We start from the raw sequence: 17,092 nt of genomic DNA on the forward strand, positions 1-17,092 counted from the left end.
TGCGCCGCGGGACATCCCGTCCGACGCAAGGGCGCGACTGTAGCACTGGCGTTAACCCGGATGGCGTTCTTTTTTAGGGCCGGCGACTCAAGTGCGCACAAATTCTCGATGCCTGCCCTCAATCCACCCGCCAGGCGGGCAATTGCCAGTCCCGCCACAGGGCCAGCGCACGCAGCAGGGTCGCCAAGCCGGCCCCCAGCAGCAGGCCCAGCCACTGCGGCGCCGCCAGCACTTGAGCACCCACCACCACCCAGGCTCCGGCGAAGGAACACACGGCGTAGGGGCGGTGATCGTGAAAGGCACGCGGGATCTCGTTGCAAACGATGTCGCGCAGCACGCCGCCAAACACCGCCGTGATCACACCCATCAGCACCGCCACGATGGCCGGCAGGCCCTGGGCCAAGGCCAGCTCGGTACCACCCGCCGTGAACAGACCCAGCCCCAGCGCGTCAGGCCACTGCACGGCACGCTCGGTGAGCGCCAGATGGCGTGCCCGCAGGCTCAGCATCGCCAACACGCACAGCGCCAGCAAGGCCCACAACCAGTGCGCATGCTCGACCCAGAAGAAGGGCCGGCGGTCCAGCAACACATCACGCAAGGTGCCGCCACCAAAGGCCGCCAGGCCGGCCACCACGCACACCCCCACGGCGTCCAGGCGCTTGCGGGCCGCCTCGATCAGACCGGAGAGCGCAAAAGCCAGGGTGGCCAGCGCCTCGACGCCGGTCAGCCAGGCCGATGAGGACATCAATGCCACTGCAGGGCCCGTTGCGGCAGCCGGGCGCGCAGGGCCAGAGGCCAGCGGGGGTCCGACAAGGCGCCCACCGCCGCGCCCACACGCCAGCCCGGCAGGGCTGCGCTGCACTGAGCCAGCAGTTCAGCACCGGCCAAGGGGGAGCCCAGGAACAACGTCAGCTCGGCGCCCTGCGCGGCACCCAAGTCAACCTGGCGTGCCAACAGGTCCAGCAAGGCCTGCAAGGCGGCGGCCGGAGAGCGCGCAGGCAGTTCCGGGCCTTCTGCCGGGGTCAGGGTCAAGGTCAGCATGCCGGCACCGCGCCGATCAAACAGGCGCGCGCGGCCATCACTGAGCAGGGCATCGGATTGAGGCATGGCTGTTCTCCAAACAGAAATTACGTTCAGTATATCGAACTTGTTCTGTTTGTCGAATGTGTTCATTGAAATTTGACCGCGTCCAACCAGCCGCGCAACCCGTTGAACCAAGCCAGGCCTTCAGCACGCTGCCAGTCGGCCAGGGTCAGCGGGGCCTCGCGCACACGGCCCTGGGCCAACCAGTGCTCACGCCCCACCCCGGCCAGCAAGCCGGCTTCGGCCCGTGGAGTCCACCACTGCCCATCCAGCAGCAGCGCCAGATTGCCGAAGCAGCCCTCCGTCAGTTCACCCGCCTGATTGAAAAGCACCAAGTCCCAGGCCCCCGCCGGTTTGTCCGCGGCGAACGAGTCATAGGCCTCGCGACGACTGGTTTTGTGCGTGATGAATTCGGCCGCCACGCCGCCTGTATCCAGTGCGCGCATGGCCAGGGCCAGACGCACCGGCTGCGCCACGTCCTGCAAGGGCTCGATGCGCGTGCTGAATCGACCACTGCGGGCCAGACTGAGCCGCACCCGCCAACAGCCATGTCCCAAGGCTTGGGCCTGGCGGTCCAACTCCGCCAATGCCGCCTCGCCATCCCAGTGCAGGCCGAAGTGGCGGGCGCAGCGCGCCATGCGGCGCAAGTGCGCACCGCGCAGGGGGTAATGGCCGGCCTCCAGGCGCAGGGTCTCCACGGCCTCGATGGGGGCGCGCGCGCGCTCCAGGAAGCGAGCCTTGGCCCGCCACTCGGCCAATTCGGCCGCAGGCTCGGAATCCAAAGTGATGCCGCTGCCCACGCCCGCTTGCAGGCTGCCGTCGTTGCGAACCTCGACCGTACGAATGGGCACGTTGAAGGTGCAGGCCCCGCCCGGCTGGATGAGCCCCAAAGCACCGCAGTACCAGGAGCGGGGCGCGGCTTCCAGCTCGCGGATCAACTGCATAGCCTGGCGCTTGGGCGCCCCGGTCACCGAGCCGCAGGGAAACAACGCCGCAAACAGCTCTGACAACGCAGCCTGAGGTCGGGTGAGCGCTGTCACGGTGCTGGTCATTTGCCAGACCGTGGGCAACTCATGCAACTCAAACAGGCGCGGCACCCGCACGCTGCCGGTCTGCGCCACCCGGCCCAGGTCGTTGCGCAGCAGGTCCACGATCATCAGGTTCTCAGCCCGTTCCTTTTCGCTGGTGCGCAAATAGGCTTGGGCCGCCTCGTCACCGGCACGGTCCACGCCACGCGCCGCCGTGCCCTTCATGGGCTGGGCTGCCAGCAGCCAGGTCTTGGGATGCTCGGGCAGCGCTCGCCAATCAAAGAACAGCTCGGGGGAGACGCTGGCCACACCGCCCTCTTGACTCTCACCCGCGCCCATCTGTTGCAGGTAGAGCGAGAAGCCACCGGGCTGGGCCGCATGCAAGGCAAAGAACAGCTCTGCCAGATCGACACCGGGCACCAAGGTGCTGGCCAAGCGGGTGGTCAGGTTGATCTGATAGCAATCACCGCGCCGAATGGCCTCGCGCACGGCCTCGACGCTTGCGGCATCTTGCTCCGGCTCATGCAGGTTCTGGCGCCAGGGCTGAGAGCGCAGTCGCTCCGGTCCGGCCTCCGCCGGCCAGGCCTGCGGCGCACTCTCAAAGACCGCAAAAGCCGCCAGCAGGCCCTCGCAGGGCAAGCCACCCAGATTGGGATCCAGGGCGGCTGCAGCTTCGTAGCGCAAACCGCCCAACACCCAAGCCCCTTGCTGGGCCTGGGCATGCGCGGCATCAATCACCGCCAGCAGTTCATCGGCACGCCGCGCCAGCAGCCACTGTGCGGGCGGATCGAACCAGGCGCCACGCAGGCGTTCACCGTCTTCGCGCGCCAGCGGATGGCGCGGGAAGTCAAACGCCGCAAACGGACGTTGAGTCGCTGCGCTCAAGCCAGGTTCAGGAACTGCGCCCGGTAGTGGATCAGCTCATCCACCGACTCATGGATGTCGGCCAGTGCGGTGTGGGCCTGGGCCTTCTTCACGCCCTCCAGCACGGCAGGCTTCCAGCGCCGCGCCAATTCTTTGAGCGTGGAGACATCCAGGTTGCGGTAATGGAAGAAGGCTTCGAGATCGGGCATGTAGTTCACCAGGAAGCGGCGGTCCTGGCAGACCGTGTTGCCGCACATGGGGCTCTTGCCCTTGCCGACGTACTGCTGCAGAAACTCGATGGTGGCCTTGGCGGCGGCGGCCTCATCCACGGTGGAGGCCTTGACCCGATCGATCAGGCCGCTCTTGCCATGGGTTCCCTTGTTCCAGGCGTCCATCCCATCCAGCACGGCATCGCTTTGGTGGATGGCGAAGACCGGCCCTTCCACCCGGATCGAAAGATCGGGATTGGTGACGATCACCGCCACTTCGATGATGCGATCCTTGTTGGGCTCCAGACCGGTCATCTCGCAGTCGATCCAGATCAGGTTGTTGTCGTTGCGCTCTAAGCTCATGGCAGTGGCTCTTGATGAAGTGAGCGGATTGTGCCCACCTACACTGTCCGCCCTCTCGCCGCCGCTCCCAATGTCTTCCCAAATCGTGACCCTGATCTTCGCGGCCGCCCTGCTGGCCTCGACCCTGCTCAAACTGTGGCTGACCACGCGCCAGATCCGTCACGTGGCCCAGCACCGCGCTCAAGTGCCACCGGCCTTTGCTGCGCATGTCAGCCTTGCTGCGCACCAAAAGGCGGCCGACTACACCCTTGCCAAGGGACGGCTGCAAATGCTGATGCAGGTGCTGAGCGCCGCCGTGCTGGTGGGCTGGACCTTGATGGGCGGGCTGGAGTGGCTCAATCAGTCGCTCTATGCCGCCATCGGCCGCGAGGCCTGGGGCGGCTATGCCTACCCCATCGCCTTGCTGCTGGCCTTCAACCTGATCGGCAGCCTGATCGACTTGCCCTTCGAGCTCTACAGCACCTTTGTGCTTGAGGCCCGCTTTGGCTTCAATCGCACCGACTGGAAGACTTTTCTGACCGATCAGATCAAGGGACTGGTGCTGCTGCTGGTACTGGGCATCCCCTTGATCTGGGCTTTACTGGCCCTGATGCGCGGCAGCGGACCGCAATGGTGGATCTGGACCTGGGCACTGTGGTTTGGCTTCTCACTGAGCATGATGCTGATCTACCCCTTGGTGATTGCACCCCTGTTCAACAAGTTCACGCCCTTGACTGACGGCGCACTGAAGGACCGTGTAGAGGCCCTGTTTGCCCGCGCCGGCTTCGCGGCCAAGGGCTTGTTTGTGATGGATGCCGGTCGTCGCTCCGCCCATGGCAACGCCTACTTCACCGGTCTGGGTGCGGCCAAGCGCGTGGTGCTGTTCGACACCCTGCTGGAGCGCCTGGACCCGCCCGAAGTCGAAGCCGTGTTGGCGCATGAGTTGGGCCACTTCAAGCTGCGCCATGTACCCAAACGCCTGGCCCTGATGGCGTTTCTGAGCCTAGCCGGCTTCGCGCTGCTGGGCTGGCTGGCTCAGCAGCCCGCCTTCTATCTGGGCCTGGGCGTGCGCCCCAATCTGCTGGGCGACAACGAGGCCCTGGCCCTGCTGCTCTTTGGCATGACCTTGCCGGTCTTCAGCATCCTGCTGACACCGCTGATGGCGCAGGGCTCGCGCAAGCACGAGTTTGAAGCCGACGCCTATGCCTGCCAGCACAGCGAGGGTCGCGCCCTGGCCTCGGCCCTGCTCAAGCTGCACGAGGACAATGCCAGCACCCTGACCCCCGACCCCTTGGTGGCGCGCTGGACCTATTCCCACCCGCCCGCCGCCGAGCGCCTCCCCGCCATCCTTGCCCAGGCCCGCCCATGAATTTGCTCACCGCCCAATGCCAAGCCGGCGCACCGGCCCTGGACGATGCCGGCCTGGCACTATGGTTGCCGCAGTTGCCCGGCTGGGAGCACGCCGATGGCGGCTTGCGCGCCCGCTTTGAGTTCGACAACTTCTACCAGGTGATGGCCTTCGCCAACGCGGTGGCCGATCTGGCCCACGCGCAGGATCACCATCCCGATCTGGCGCTGAGCTACTCAATGGCCACGGTGCGCTTCAGCACCCACAGCGCCGGCGGCAAGGTGAGCATGAACGACGTGGTCTGCGCCGCCCAAGTCAATCTGCTGCCCGAGGCTCGGCCTTGAGCCGGCCCGGCTCGCGCGCGCAGCGCCAGAGCCAAAGTCAAAGACCTCGCGACCATCTGGACCTGGGCCTGGTGGTGCGCGGCCACGGCCGTCACTACCTGGTGGAGACTGAAGAAGGGCAGCGCATCCTCTGCCACCCCCGCGGCAAAAAGAGCGACGCCGTGGTGGGCGACCGCGTGCGCTGGCAGATGGCCGGCAGCGACGAGGGCGTGATCGAAAGCATCGAGCCGCGCAGCAATTTGCTCTACCGCCAGGACGAGTGGCGCAGCAAGAGCTTTGCCGCCAATGTGGATCAGCTGCTGGTGCTGGTAGCGGTGGAGCCGGTGTTCTCAGAGTCGCTGCTGACCCGCGCGCTGGTCACGGCCGCCGAGGCCGGCATCCATGCGCGCATCGGGCTGAACAAGATCGACCTGCCCGGCGTGGCCCTGGCGCGCGAGCGCCTGGCGCCCTATGTGCGCATGGGCGTGCCGGTGTTCGAGTGGAGCCTGAGCGCCGATCCCGAGGCCGCATTGGCTCAGTTGCGCCCCTGGTTGGAAGGCCATAGCACCCTGGTCCTGGGCCCCAGCGGCACGGGAAAAAGCACGCTCACCAATGCCCTGCTGCCCGACGCCCAAGCCCAGGTGGGCGAGATCTCAGTGGCCCTTAACAGCGGCCGCCACACCACCACGCATACGCAGTGGTACTGGCTGGAGCCTGAGCGGCGCTCGGGTTGGCTGGACTCGCCCGGCTTTCAGACCTTTGGCATCCAGCACATCGCGCCGGCCCAATTGGCCAGTCTGCTGCCCGACTTTGCAGCTGCCATGCAGGCGGGTTGCCGCTTCGCCAATTGCAGCCACCGCCACGAGCCGGGCTGCTCGGTGCGCGCAGCACTGGCCGAAGGCCAAATTGCCGAAAGCCGCTACCGGATTTACTTGGAACTGCTGGACGAACTGAGCCGACCGCCGATTTACTGAGCGGGGCTCAACCCAACTCAGCGCAACTCCCGCGCCTCGACGTCAATCACCTCACCCGCGACGGCTCCCGGTCGATGGCGGTTGACCGTCTGCCGCGCCCAGCTCTGCCAGCGGCGCAAATCAGGTCGGGCCGGCTGCGGGCGGCCCATCAGACGTGCCCAGGCGCGCCGCAAGCCAGACCACAGGACCCAAACCGCGATCAGGGCCAGGCCGAACAGCGCCAGACATAGCACCAGCACCAGGCCCACCAACACCAGGGCCAATCGCAACAGTCCGGCCCAAACACCCTGTCCCATTTCAGTCCGCTCCAAAAGTCTCTGGCCCATCTGGGGCCGCTTGCGCCGGATTCAAGGGGTTAGTCCCTAGCATCGGCGACAACGAATCTTGGCACGCTGCGGCTGTCGCTCTCGCCCACGCCATGAACAAACCTTACCGATTGCTGTACATCGAAGACAACCCGGTCAACACCTTGGTGGTCGAGGAATTGGTGGCCCGGCGCAAGGACATCGAACTGCGCTGCGCCGAGGACGGCCGCCGCGGCCTGGCCCTGGCGCAAAGCTGGCAGCCCCATCTGGTGCTGCTGGACATGCAACTGCCCGATCTGGACGGTTACGCAGTCCGCGCTGAGTTGCGCGCGAGCGCCGAAACGGCCGGCATTCCCTGCATCGCGCTGTCGGCCAATGCCATGCCCGACGACATCCAGTCGGCACTGGATGCCGGCTTTGCCGACTACTGGACCAAGCCCATCAATTTCAAAGTGTTCTGGGCCGGGCTGGACCAGCAACTGCCGCCGCAATAGCGGCAGTTGCTCGAACCCGAATCAGGCGGGGATCAGGCCCCGCCCACGCAGCATCGGTTCAATCTGCGCGTCCCGCCCCCGGAAGGCCCGGTAAGCCGCGCCCGGCTCTTGGGCATTGCCTGCCGCCAGGATGTGTTGCCGGTAACGCTGCGCGGTGGCCGCATCGAACAGATCGCCCGCCTCTTTGAAGGCCTCGAAGGCATCGCAATCCAGCACCTCGGCCCAGAGGTAGACGTAGTAGCCGCTGGCATAGCTGTCGCCCACGAACAGGTGCTGGAAATGCGCCAACCGATGGTTCATGCCGCAGTCCGCCGGGGCACCCAGGCGCTCCAAGGTCTGACTTTCGAAGGCCGTGATGTCAGGCCCTTGCTCGTCCTCCAGCGCGTGGATGGCCAGATCCACCAGAGCCGACGCGGTGTAGCGCACCGTCTCATAGCCTTGGTTGAAGAGCTCAGCGGCCTTGATGCGCTCAATCAGAGCAGCGGGAATTGGCTGGCCGCTTTGGTAATGCTTGGCGTGCTGCTGCATCACGGCCGGATCGGCAATCCAGTGTTCCATCAGCTGCGAGGGCAACTCGACGAAATCGCGCAGCACCTGGGTGCCCGACAGGCGCTCGTAGCGCGTGTCGCTCAGCATGCCGTGCAGACCGTGGCCGAACTCATGGAACAGGGTGCGCACATCGTCCAGGCTGAGCAAGGTGGGCTCACCCGGCGCGCCCTTGGCGAAATTATTGGTATTCAGGATCACCGGCGTCTGCGTTCCGCCTGCATCACCACCATTCGCATGGGCATAGCGCAAGGCATTCATCCAGGCACCGCTGCGCTTGCCCACGCGGGCAAAGTTGTCGTGCAGGAACACAGCGCGGTGGCTGCCATCAGCGTTCAGTACCTCGTAGGCCTGCACATCGGGGTGGTAGACAGGCCAGTCAGGGCGCCGCTCGAAGCGGATGCCATAGAGCCGCTGCGCGCAGTGAAACAACGCCGCCACCATGGCATCGAGCGGGAAGTAAGGCTTGAGCTCGGCTTCGTCCAACGCATAACGCGCCTGGCGCACTTTCTCGGCATAAAAGCGCCAGTCCCAGGCTTGAACCTGGCCCTCGAAACCATGCGCCAAGGCCGCCGCCTGCACGGCCTCACGCTCCAGGGCAGTCGCGCTGAGCGCCGCATCCCAAACGCGCATCAAGAGGCCTTGCACCGCCGCCTGGTTCTGCGCCATGGTGTCGGCCAATTGGTAATCGGCAAAGCAGCGATAACCGTGCAGGCGTGCCTGCTCGTTGCGCAGGGTCAGAATTTCTTGCGCGATGGCGCGGTTGTCGCTGGCCCCGTCTTGCTCACCCCGGCCCACCCAGGCGCGCCAAGCCTGTTCACGCAGATCGCGTCGAGCCGAGAAGGTCAGGAATGGGACGACATGTGAGCGCGACAGGGTGACCAGGTACTCGTCCGCGCCCAAGCCGCGCTCGGCGGCAGCCTGCTTCATGACGGCGCGCACAAACTCAGGTAGGCCTGCCAGCTCACCCTCGCTGCGAAGCACCAGGCGATAGCCGGCTTCATCGGCCAGCACGTTCTGAGCAAACTGGGTGTTGAGCTCGGCCAGCCGCTGCATGATGGCCGCGTAGCGCTCGCGGGCTGCAGTCGCCAACTTTGCACCGGCGCGCACGGCCTCCAGATGCAGACGCTCCAACAGCCGCAGCTGATCGGACGCCAGGCCCAGACTGCCGGCCTGCTGCATCAGCGCCTCCAAGCGGGCGAACAGACCCTGATGCATCGCCACCCAACTGCCATGCGCTGCCAGCGGCGCCGCCAGCTCGCGCTGTACCGCCTGCAATTCCGGCGTGGACAGCGAGGCCGCCAGGGTGGAAAACAGCGCCTCGATGCGTGCCAGCAAGCGCCCGCTGGCGTCCAAAGCCGCCACGGTGTTGTCAAAGCTGGGCGACGCCTGCTGCGCAGCGATGGCCTCGATCTCGGCCCGGTGAGCCTTCATGCCGGCCTCGAAGGCCGGACCGAAATGTTCAGGCCGCAGTGCCGCGAACGGCGGCAGACCCTGAGGGGCGGACCAGTCAGTCAGCAGGGGGTTTTGCATGGGTGCTTTCCGAATGCTTACTGCGAGCCAGCTTTCTGCTGAGCCTCTTTCTGCTGGGCTTCCTTCTTCAGCGCAATTTCGTCCTTCTCGTCATAGGGACGGTTACCGCACTCACTGCGCCAGGCGTCCTGGGCATCGCCCAGCTTGTCGCCGCGCTCGGCCAGGGCATCCTTCTTCTTATTGAATTCCTCAATACGGGCCTCGAAGACCTTGACCTCTTCGGCAAACGCACGCTTCTTGGCGTTGTGCGCTTCGATGCGGGCATTGATGCTGGCAGCGCGTTCTTCGTATTCCTTGACGGCCTCGGCACGCTCCTTCTTGCTCATCTCCGCCGCCTTCTCCTTGATTTCAGCGTGACGCTTGAGCAAGGCGTCGTTGTCGGCCAGCAGGGCCTTTTCAGCGGCCGTGATCTCGGCATTGCGGGTCTGGATGCCATCGCGCTCGGCCAGCACCGTCGCGCGCTCCTTCACCAACTCCGCATCCGCTTCCGGGATCGCCTTGGCCTCGGCGGCATTGGCATCGCGGCGGGCGAAGCACTCACGCAACTCGTCGCGGGTCATCAGCTTGGGCCGGGGCTTGGCCGACTCAGCAGCTTTGGCCGCAGGCGCCGCTGCAGCCGGCTTGGCAGGCTTGGCCGACTTGGGCGGCGTGGTCTGCGCCCAGGTCGAAGTGGCGAACAGGCTGGCGGTCAGGGCAAGGACAAGGGCGGAAGCACGCATGGCAGCAGGAACAGAAAGTTGCGTTGAACCGGCGATGATGCCACGCTCACCCTCCCCCTTCCGGAAGGGTCGACGCCGCTGCCGATAATTCCGCGCCTCCAATCCGCACGCCCACCATGAAACCTGCCCTGCTTGCCTCCTCCTTGCTATTCGGCCTTGCAGCCGGTGCCCAGACGCCCGCCCCTGAGGACCCCTATCTTTGGCTGGAAGACGTTCAGGGCGAACGTGCTATGGCATGGGTCAAGGCGCGCAATGCCGAGACCGAGAGCCTGCTCAAGAGCCGCCCAGGCTTCGAGGCCCTGCGCACCGAGCTGCTGCAAGGATTGAATGCCAAAGACCGCATTCCTCAGTTCACGCGCATGGGCGACCAGGTCTACAACCTCTGGCAGGACGAGACGCACAAGCGCGGGCTGTGGCGGCGCACCACCCTGGCGGAGTACGCCAAGCCCGCTCCGCAGTGGGAGACGGTGCTGGATCTGGATGCCCTGGGCCAAGCGGAGGGCAAGAGCTGGGTGTTTGCAGGCGCCAACTGCCTGGCCCCCGAGTACCGCCGCTGCCTGCTCAATCTGTCGCCCGGCGGCTCGGACGCCGTGGTGGTGCGCGAATTCGACACCCGCAGCAAGCAGTTCGTGGCCGAGGGCTTCAGCCTGCCTGAGGCCAAGAGCCAGGTGGAGTGGCGGGATGAGAACCACCTCTTCGTGGGCACCGATTTCGGCCCTGGCAGCATGACGGACTCGGGCTACCCACGCATCCTCAAGCTCTGGCAGCGCGGCACGCCGCTGACCAGCGCGCAGACCCTGTTTGAAGGTCAGTCCAAGGACACCTGGGTCGGCGCCAGCGTAGACGGCCATGGCGCCAAGCAGCGCGCCCTGGTGCAGCGAGCCCTGGACTTCTATCGCGCCGAATACCACCTGGTCACCCCCAAGGGCCTGCGCAAGCTGGAGCTGCCCCTGGACGTGCAGCCGCAGTTCTGGAATCAACGCCTGCTGCTGCGACTGCGCTCCGACTGGACGGTGGGCGGCCAGACCCACAAGGCCGGCAGCCTGCTGATGGGCAGCTGGAAGGAATTCCTGGCCGGCCAACGCCGCTTTCAGGCCCTGTTCCGCCCCGATGCCACGCGCTCGCTGGCCCAGTTGGTGACCACCCGTCACCACGTGGTGCTGAACATCTCTGAGAACGTCGCATCCAAGCTGGAGGAGTGGGACCTGCGCGGTGCAAGCCCCAAGCTGCGCAAGGTGCAGGCGCCCTTCCCCGGCACTCTGACGCTCAAGCCCCTGTTCGACAGCGACCTGCCACGCGACACGCTGGCGGACCGCTATCTGATCAATTACGCCGACTTCCTGACTCCCGACACCCTGTATCTGGCCCGTGCCGGCAGTGACGAGCGCCAGACGCTGAAGACCCGCCAATCCTGGTTCGACGCCAGCGGCATGCGCGCCGAGCAACACTTCGTCAAGAGCAAGGATGGCACGTCCATCCCCTACTTCGTCATCTATCCCAAGGGCGCCACGGCGAATGGCCGCAACCCCACTTTGCTTTACGGCTACGGCGGCTTTGAGGTCAGCTTGAATCCGGTTTACAGCGCCAGCCGGGGTCGTGGCTGGCTCGCCAAGGGCGGCGTCTTCGTGCTGGCCAATATCCGCGGCGGCGGTGAGTTCGGCCCGGCCTGGCATCAATCGGCGCTGCGCGAGAACAAGCAGCGTTCCTACGACGACTTCATTGCCGTGGCCGAAGACCTGATCAAGCGGGGCATCACCACACCCAAGCAGCTTGGCATGATGGGTGGCAGCAATGGCGGCCTGCTGATGGGCGCCATCGTCACCCAGCGTCCAGAGCTCTTCAATGCCGTGGTGTGCCAGGTGCCATTGCTGGACATGAAGCGCTATCACAAGCTGCTGGCCGGGGCCTCCTGGATGGCCGAGTACGGCGACCCTGACAAGGCCGAGGACTGGGCCTTCATCTCGAAGTACAGCCCTTACCAGAACGTGCGTGCCGACCAAAAGATGCCGCGCGTGCTGATCAACACCAGCACCAAAGACGACCGCGTACACCCCGGCCATGCCCGCAAGATGGCGGCTCGCATGATCGAGCAGGGCCACAACCCGCTCTACTGGGAAAACATCGAGGGAGGCCATGGCGGCGCAGCAGACAACGAGCAGCGCGCGACCTGGCAGGCCATCGAGTACAGCTATCTCTGGATGCAGCTCGGGGGTCAATGATGCACACCGTCCACCACAACGAAACCGCGCAGCGCTTTGAGTTGCATGTCGGGGCCGACTTTTGCGAGCTGGACTACCAACGCCACGGACAGCGCGTGGTTTTCACCCACACCGGCACACCCCCCGCCCTGCGCGGGCAGGGGCTGGCCGCGCAACTGGTGCAATCCGGCTTGAGCTGGGCGCGCCAACATGGCCTACAGGTCGGGCCCGGTTGCAGCTATGTCGAGGCCTACCTCGCTAAGCATCCCGAATGGGCCGATCTGCGGCCCTGAACCGTCTTAGCGTCGCAGGCCGCTGTCCCAGACCTGCTGCCCGTTTTCCAGCGTAAACGGCGGCAGCGGTCCTGCGCAGGGCAACAGCTCGAATGCCGTTTGCGGCGGCCGACATAACGCCGCTCCACGTGAACTCACAACGATGGGGCGGTTCAACAACTCTGGATGGCGCTGCAGCGCTTCCAAGAGCGTGGTCTCGTCCACATCGTCCCGCCCCAAGCCCAAAGCCGAGTAGGCCACCTCTTTGTCGCGCATCAGGCCACGCAGCCCCAGGCCGGTGGCCTGCGCCAAAGCCAGCAACTGCGGAGCGTCCAAAGGCGCTGTCAGGTAGTCGACGATTTGCGGCTCGCAGCCGGCATGGCGCAGCAAGGCCAGCACATTGCGGGAATTGCTGCAGCGCGGGTTATGAAAAATTGTGATGTCCGTCATTCCCGCACTGTCGCATGGCGAGCGGAGCAACGAGGCTCAAGTCCGCAGCGCCTCTATCTGCTCCAGCAAGGCCTGGGCCAGGCGCGGATCCCGCTTCAACCGGGCCCGCACCCGCAAGTGGGCGGGAACAGGCTTGGCGTTGCTGGTGACGATGATCACTGGCTTGTCCTGATTGGACCGGCTGGACTCCCGCAACGCGGCGGTCAGTGCCACGGCGTTGAGGTCCGGCAACTCACGAGAGGCCACGATCAAGTCATAGGACTCATGCAACAGCCGGGCCAAGGCTTCCAGGCCACTGGCCAGCAGCGTGAGATGCAGCCCTGCTTGTTGCCCCAGCAGTTCCTGATACACCCGCTGCATGGACGGCGAAGCCTCCACCACCAGCACGGAAAAGCGGCGCCCGACTTGTCGGGCTCGCATGGTTTCAAGGGCTTGCTCAAGCGCCGCCAGGCCCGCCCCCTCGCGGTTGCTGGCCGTCAGCGTGCGGCGCAGCAGATCCACATAGGCCAGCGCAACCGTCGACTCCGACGGACCAAAGGCCTCGGCCTTCTGACTCAGGAAGGTCTCGAACTGATGACAGATCGTGCTGATGATGGGCACCCCAAAACTGCCACCAGCCCCTTTCAGGTTGTGCACCAGGCGGTAGGTCTCATTGAAGGCATCCGCGGTGCCGGCCTCCAGAGCCAGAACGGCCGCCTCCATGAGGGCGAGTCGCTCAGGCAACTCGTCCAGGAACTCTGCCTGCATCAACGCCAGGATGGCGCCAAGATCTCGGCTCATTTCATGCCCCAGGAATTCGCTTCAGCGCACTCTAGCGAGGCTTGCGCCACGGACACGAGGGCGCAGCATCCGGCATTCCCCTAGGGCCGGGGACCGGCGGCGCCCAATGAAAAACGCCCTGCTGGCAAGCCAACAGGGCGTTTTCATGGACTTTTAATCCTTGGCGGAGTCGGAGAGATTCGAACTCTCGATGCAGGTTTTGCCCACATACTCCCTTAGCAGGGGAGCACCTTCGGCCACTCGGTCACGACTCCAGCGAAGCCCTGCATTATGGCAGAAAAATTTTAATTTTCAGCAGGCTGATCCAAATCGAAGGCTTTGTGCAACGCGCGCACGGCCAGTTCCATGTACTTCTCGTCGATCACCACCGAGGTCTTGATCTCACTGGTGGAGATCATCTGGATGTTGATGCCCTCTTCCGAGAGGCAGCGGAACATCTTCGCCGCCACTCCCACATGCGAGCGCATGCCGATGCCGACGATGCTGACCTTGCAGATCTTGGCGTCTCCCAGCACTTGCGAAGCGCCGGTCGCCGGTGCCACTTTGTTCTTCAGCAGATCCAGAGCACGGGCGTAGTCATTGCGGTGCACGGTGAAGCTGAAGTCCGTGCGGCCATCGTGACTGACGTTCTGAATGATGACGTCGATGTCAATGTTGGCATCCGCCACGGGGCCCAGGATCTGAAAGGCCACACCGGGTTTGTCGGGCACGCCCAGCAGGGTCACCTTGGCCTCGTCGCGGTTGAAGGCAATGCCGGAGACGACGGCTTGTTCCATGTTTTCGTCCTCTTCAAAGGTGATCAAGGTGCCGGACTTGGCTTCCTCGTTGATATCGATGTCCCAGGGCGTGAAGCTGGACAGCACCCGCAGCGGCACCCGGTACTTGCCGGCAAACTCCACAGAGCGGATTTGCAGCACCTTGCTTCCCAGGCTGGCCATCTCCAGCATCTCTTCAAAACTGATGGTGGACAGGCGCCGCGCCTCAGGGACGATGCGTGGGTCTGTGGTGTAGACGCCGTCCACATCCGTGTAGATCAGGCACTCATCGGCCTTCATGGCGGCAGCTACCGCCACGGCCGAAGTATCCGAGCCGCCGCGCCCCAGGGTGGTGATGTTGTCCTCTTCGTCCACACCCTGGAAACCGGTGATGACGACAACACGCCCCGCAGCCAGGTCCGCACGGACCCGCGCGTCATCAATGCTTTGGATGCGCGCCTTGGTGAAGCTGGAATCCGTGCGAATGGGCACCTGCCAGCCGCTATAGCTGACCGCCTCCATGCCCTCGGACTGCAGTGCAATCGACAAAAGGCCGACCGAAACCTGCTCGCCAGTGGCCGCGATCGCATCCAGTTCACGTTGGATCGGCGCAGTCACCACCTCGGGCGAAAGCTCTTTGGCCAAGCCGAGCAAGCGATTGGTCTCGCCCGACATCGCCGAAGGCACGACCACCAGTTGGTGGCCAGCTCGCACCCATTTGGCCACGCGCTTGGCCACATTACGGATGCGCTCGGTCGAGCCCATCGAGGTGCCGCCGTATTTATGAACGATCAAAGCCATGGTGTGTGGAATGAACACCCCGCCGCGCAGGGAGAGCTCGATTCTAAGCAGCCGTATTTCGCGAATACGGGCTAACCCGAACCATGCTTACTTCGTCTGATGCGAAGACTCAAACCGAAGCAGGCGGCGCACCGATCGCAACTCTCCGCCCGGGGCAGGCCAGCGCCGCCCCAAGCCGCACCACTCCTGCATCAAGCGGTCCAAAAGGCTGACGGGCACACCCTGAGGCAGGTGCTGCCTCAGCCAGACCGCCAGCACATTGCGGCGCCGGGCCTCTCCCAAGAAGGACCAAGCCGTGTGACGCAAGGCGCCGTCGGGGGCCAAGCAAAGTGGCAGATCGTCCGCCGCCACCTCTTCGCCCAGGGCCTTGGCCTGGGCGGCATGCCGGGCCACTTCGCCCAGCACCCCCACAGCCTGAGGAAAGGCCTGAACCAGACCCGGCATCAGCTGCTGGCGCAGCCGGGCCCGAGCATAGCGGAGGTCAGCATTGCTGGGATCTTGCACCGAGGGCAGCCCGCTGGCCTGCAATGCCGCGCGCAGGCTGGACCTGGGCTGGGCCAACCAAGGCCTTGCCCAGTGCAGGCCCTGGGCCTGCCAAAGCCGAGGCATGGCGGCCAGGCCGGCCGGCCCTGCCCCGCGCAGGGCTTGCAGCAGCACGGTCTCCGCCTGGTCTTCAGCATGCTGGCCCAGCAGGATCAGATCCAGGCCCTCGGCCTGGGCCATCTCCGCCAAGGCACGGTAGCGCTCTCGGCGCGCCCAAGCCTCCACGCTCTCGCCCTGAGTCGGCGCTCCGGCCAGGCGGGTGATGCGGAGACTGACCGGCAGGCCCTGCGCTTGCAACTGGCGAACACCCTGGCGTGCGACCTCTACCCATTGGTCCGCCTGCGGCATCAGGCCATGGTGCACATGCAATGCCCAAACGCCCAAGCCCAGGGCGGCCGCTTGGCGGGCGGCCACCCACAAGAGCGCCGTCGAGTCCTGTCCGGCGCTGTACGCCACACCAAAGTGCAGCCCGGAAATAACGACGGGGCCGACCTCGCGGTCCGCCCCGTCAAAGCTAGGCTCCGACACCGACCGCTCAGCGGTCCTTGGTGTCGCTGAAGCGCCCATAAGCCAAGAGCCGGCTTTGACGCCGCTCCAGCAAGGCATCCACCGACAGGTCGGCGACCTGGCGCAACGACTCGGTGAGCGCCCGCTTGAGCGCAGCAGCAATGGCCTTGGGGTCGCGGTGGGCGCCACCCACCGGCTCGTTGACGATCTTGTCGATCAGCCCCAGAGCCTTGAGGCGATGAGCGGTGATGCCCAGGGCCTCGGCCGCCTCAGACGCCCGTTCGGCCGACTTCCACAAAATAGAAGCACAACCCTCGGGCGAAATCACAGAGTACGCGCTGAATTGCAGCATCAGCACTTGATCGGCAACGCCAATGGCCAAGGCGCCACCCGAGCCGCCTTCGCCGATCACGGTCGCAATCAGAGGCACCTCCAGCTGCGCAAACTCAAAAATGTTGCGGCCGATAGCCTCGCTCTGACCGCGCTCCTCGGCCCCAATGCCGGGATAGGCCCCCATCGTGTCGATGAAGCAGAACACGGGCAGGCGGAACTTCTCGGCCAACTTGGCCAGGCGCAAAGCCTTGCGATAGCCCTCTGGGCGCGGCATGCCGAAGTTGCGCAGCGCGCGCTCTTTCGCGTCGGCGCCGCGCTGGTGCCCAATCACCATGCAAGCCTGACCATTGAAGCGCGCCAGACCGCCCACGATGGCCAGATCATCGGCGAAAGCCCGGTCGCCATGCAGTTCGATGAAATCGGTGAACACCTCGCGCGCGTAGTCCAGGGTCTGGGGGCGCTGCGGGTGGCGCGCGATCTGGTAGGTTTGCCAGGGCGCGATGCCGGAATAGATGTCTTTGGTGAGCTGTTGGCTCTTCTTGGCCAGGCGATCAATCTCTTCGGAGATGTCCACCGCCGACTCGCTTTGCACATAGCGCAGCTCGTCGATCTTGGACTCCAGCTCGGCGATCGGCTGCTCGAATTCGAGGAAATGGCGTTTGCTCATCTAGAGGATTCTCTCAGA

The 17,092-nt window shown here is 65.1% G+C and carries 18 protein-coding genes and 1 tRNA gene; 6 read left to right on the forward strand and 13 right to left on the reverse strand.

From position 1 onward, the window contains the following. Positions 1-118 precede the first annotated feature (118 nt). From FF090_RS12740 to orn, 4 genes are all read right to left on the reverse strand, one after another. Positions 119-745, reverse strand: a complete 627-nt coding sequence (locus FF090_RS12740) for a trimeric intracellular cation channel family protein (protein WP_138857079.1) — start codon at positions 743-745, stop codon at positions 119-121. Then, entirely contained in the window at positions 745-1,107 is a 363-nt protein-coding gene (locus FF090_RS12745; protein ID WP_138857080.1) for a hypothetical protein, read from the reverse strand. Before FF090_RS12745 ends, FF090_RS12740 begins: the two co-directional genes overlap by 1 nt. Positions 1,108-1,169: 62 nt before the next feature. Beyond that, positions 1,170-2,996, reverse strand: a complete 1,827-nt coding sequence (locus FF090_RS12750; RefSeq protein WP_246071412.1) for a chorismate-binding protein — start codon at positions 2,994-2,996, stop codon at positions 1,170-1,172. Then, positions 2,993-3,547 carry an oligoribonuclease gene (gene orn, locus FF090_RS12755; RefSeq protein WP_138857081.1) on the reverse strand — a complete coding sequence of 185 codons (555 nt, stop codon included), beginning with the start codon at positions 3,545-3,547 and terminating at the stop codon, positions 2,993-2,995. Before orn ends, FF090_RS12750 begins: the two co-directional genes overlap by 4 nt. Before the next feature lie 70 nt (positions 3,548-3,617). On the opposite strand from orn, the gene FF090_RS12760 reads away from it, so the two are divergent. From FF090_RS12760 to rsgA, 3 genes are read left to right on the forward strand one after another with little or no spacing between them, the layout of a single operon-like run. Next, positions 3,618-4,895: a M48 family metallopeptidase gene (locus tag FF090_RS12760; RefSeq protein ID WP_138857082.1), complete on the forward strand. Its 1,278-nt coding sequence runs from the start codon at positions 3,618-3,620 to the stop codon at positions 4,893-4,895. Next, positions 4,892-5,218, forward strand: a complete 327-nt coding sequence (locus FF090_RS12765; protein WP_138857083.1) for a 4a-hydroxytetrahydrobiopterin dehydratase — start codon at positions 4,892-4,894, stop codon at positions 5,216-5,218. Before FF090_RS12760 ends, FF090_RS12765 begins: the two co-directional genes overlap by 4 nt. Continuing rightward, positions 5,215-6,171: a ribosome small subunit-dependent GTPase A gene (gene rsgA / locus FF090_RS12770; protein WP_138857084.1), complete on the forward strand. Its 957-nt coding sequence runs from the start codon at positions 5,215-5,217 to the stop codon at positions 6,169-6,171. The genes FF090_RS12765 and rsgA overlap by 4 nt, the downstream gene beginning before the upstream one ends. 17 nt (positions 6,172-6,188) lie before the next feature. Here rsgA and FF090_RS12775 read toward each other — a convergent pair whose 3' ends face one another. Beyond that, entirely contained in the window at positions 6,189-6,467 is a 279-nt protein-coding gene (locus FF090_RS12775; protein WP_138857085.1) for a hypothetical protein, read from the reverse strand. A gap of 122 nt (positions 6,468-6,589) precedes the next feature. On the opposite strand from FF090_RS12775, the gene FF090_RS12780 reads away from it, so the two are divergent. Beyond that, positions 6,590-6,970 carry a response regulator gene (locus FF090_RS12780; RefSeq protein ID WP_138857086.1) on the forward strand — a complete coding sequence of 127 codons (381 nt, stop codon included), beginning with the start codon at positions 6,590-6,592 and terminating at the stop codon, positions 6,968-6,970. A gap of 21 nt (positions 6,971-6,991) precedes the next feature. On the opposite strand, the gene FF090_RS12785 is transcribed toward FF090_RS12780, so the two are convergent. Then, positions 6,992-9,049, reverse strand: a complete 2,058-nt coding sequence (locus tag FF090_RS12785; protein ID WP_138857087.1) for a M3 family metallopeptidase — start codon at positions 9,047-9,049, stop codon at positions 6,992-6,994. A gap of 17 nt (positions 9,050-9,066) precedes the next feature. Then, complete coding sequence (locus FF090_RS12790; RefSeq protein WP_138857088.1) at positions 9,067-9,768, reverse strand: hypothetical protein; 702 nt, start codon at positions 9,766-9,768, stop codon at positions 9,067-9,069. A 116-nt stretch (positions 9,769-9,884) separates the two neighbouring features. On the opposite strand from FF090_RS12790, the gene FF090_RS12795 reads away from it, so the two are divergent. Both FF090_RS12795 and FF090_RS12800 read left to right on the forward strand, forming a co-directional pair. Further along, positions 9,885-11,987 carry a prolyl oligopeptidase family serine peptidase gene (locus FF090_RS12795; RefSeq protein ID WP_138857089.1) on the forward strand — a complete coding sequence of 701 codons (2,103 nt, stop codon included), beginning with the start codon at positions 9,885-9,887 and terminating at the stop codon, positions 11,985-11,987. Beyond that, a complete protein-coding gene (locus FF090_RS12800) occupies positions 11,987-12,259 on the forward strand; it encodes a GNAT family N-acetyltransferase (RefSeq protein WP_246071413.1) in 273 nt (90 codons plus the stop codon). The genes FF090_RS12795 and FF090_RS12800 overlap by 1 nt, the downstream gene beginning before the upstream one ends. Positions 12,260-12,265: 6 nt before the next feature. Here FF090_RS12800 and arsC read toward each other — a convergent pair whose 3' ends face one another. From arsC to FF090_RS12830, 6 genes are all read right to left on the reverse strand, one after another. Then, positions 12,266-12,688, reverse strand: a complete 423-nt coding sequence (arsC, locus tag FF090_RS12805) for an arsenate reductase (glutaredoxin) (RefSeq protein ID WP_138857091.1) — start codon at positions 12,686-12,688, stop codon at positions 12,266-12,268. 36 nt (positions 12,689-12,724) lie between these two features. Further along, positions 12,725-13,468, reverse strand: coding sequence for a response regulator (locus FF090_RS12810; protein ID WP_138857092.1), 744 nt, complete (start codon positions 13,466-13,468; stop codon positions 12,725-12,727). Between the two features lie 161 nt (positions 13,469-13,629). Then, positions 13,630-13,722 (reverse strand) — tRNA-Ser (locus FF090_RS12815). 30 nt (positions 13,723-13,752) lie between these two features. Further along, positions 13,753-15,024 carry an aspartate kinase gene (locus tag FF090_RS12820; protein WP_138857093.1) on the reverse strand — a complete coding sequence of 424 codons (1,272 nt, stop codon included), beginning with the start codon at positions 15,022-15,024 and terminating at the stop codon, positions 13,753-13,755. An 87-nt stretch (positions 15,025-15,111) separates the two neighbouring features. Beyond that, entirely contained in the window at positions 15,112-16,095 is a 984-nt protein-coding gene (tilS, locus tag FF090_RS12825) for a tRNA lysidine(34) synthetase TilS (protein ID WP_175423649.1), read from the reverse strand. Between the two features lie 7 nt (positions 16,096-16,102). Further along, positions 16,103-17,074 (reverse strand): acetyl-CoA carboxylase carboxyltransferase subunit alpha, encoded by a 972-nt coding sequence (locus FF090_RS12830; protein ID WP_138857095.1) that lies wholly within the window; start codon positions 17,072-17,074, stop codon positions 16,103-16,105. Positions 17,075-17,092 lie beyond the last annotated feature (18 nt).

Source organism: Inhella inkyongensis (assembly GCF_005952805.1).
Lineage (GTDB): Bacteria > Pseudomonadota > Gammaproteobacteria > Burkholderiales > Burkholderiaceae_C > Inhella > Inhella inkyongensis.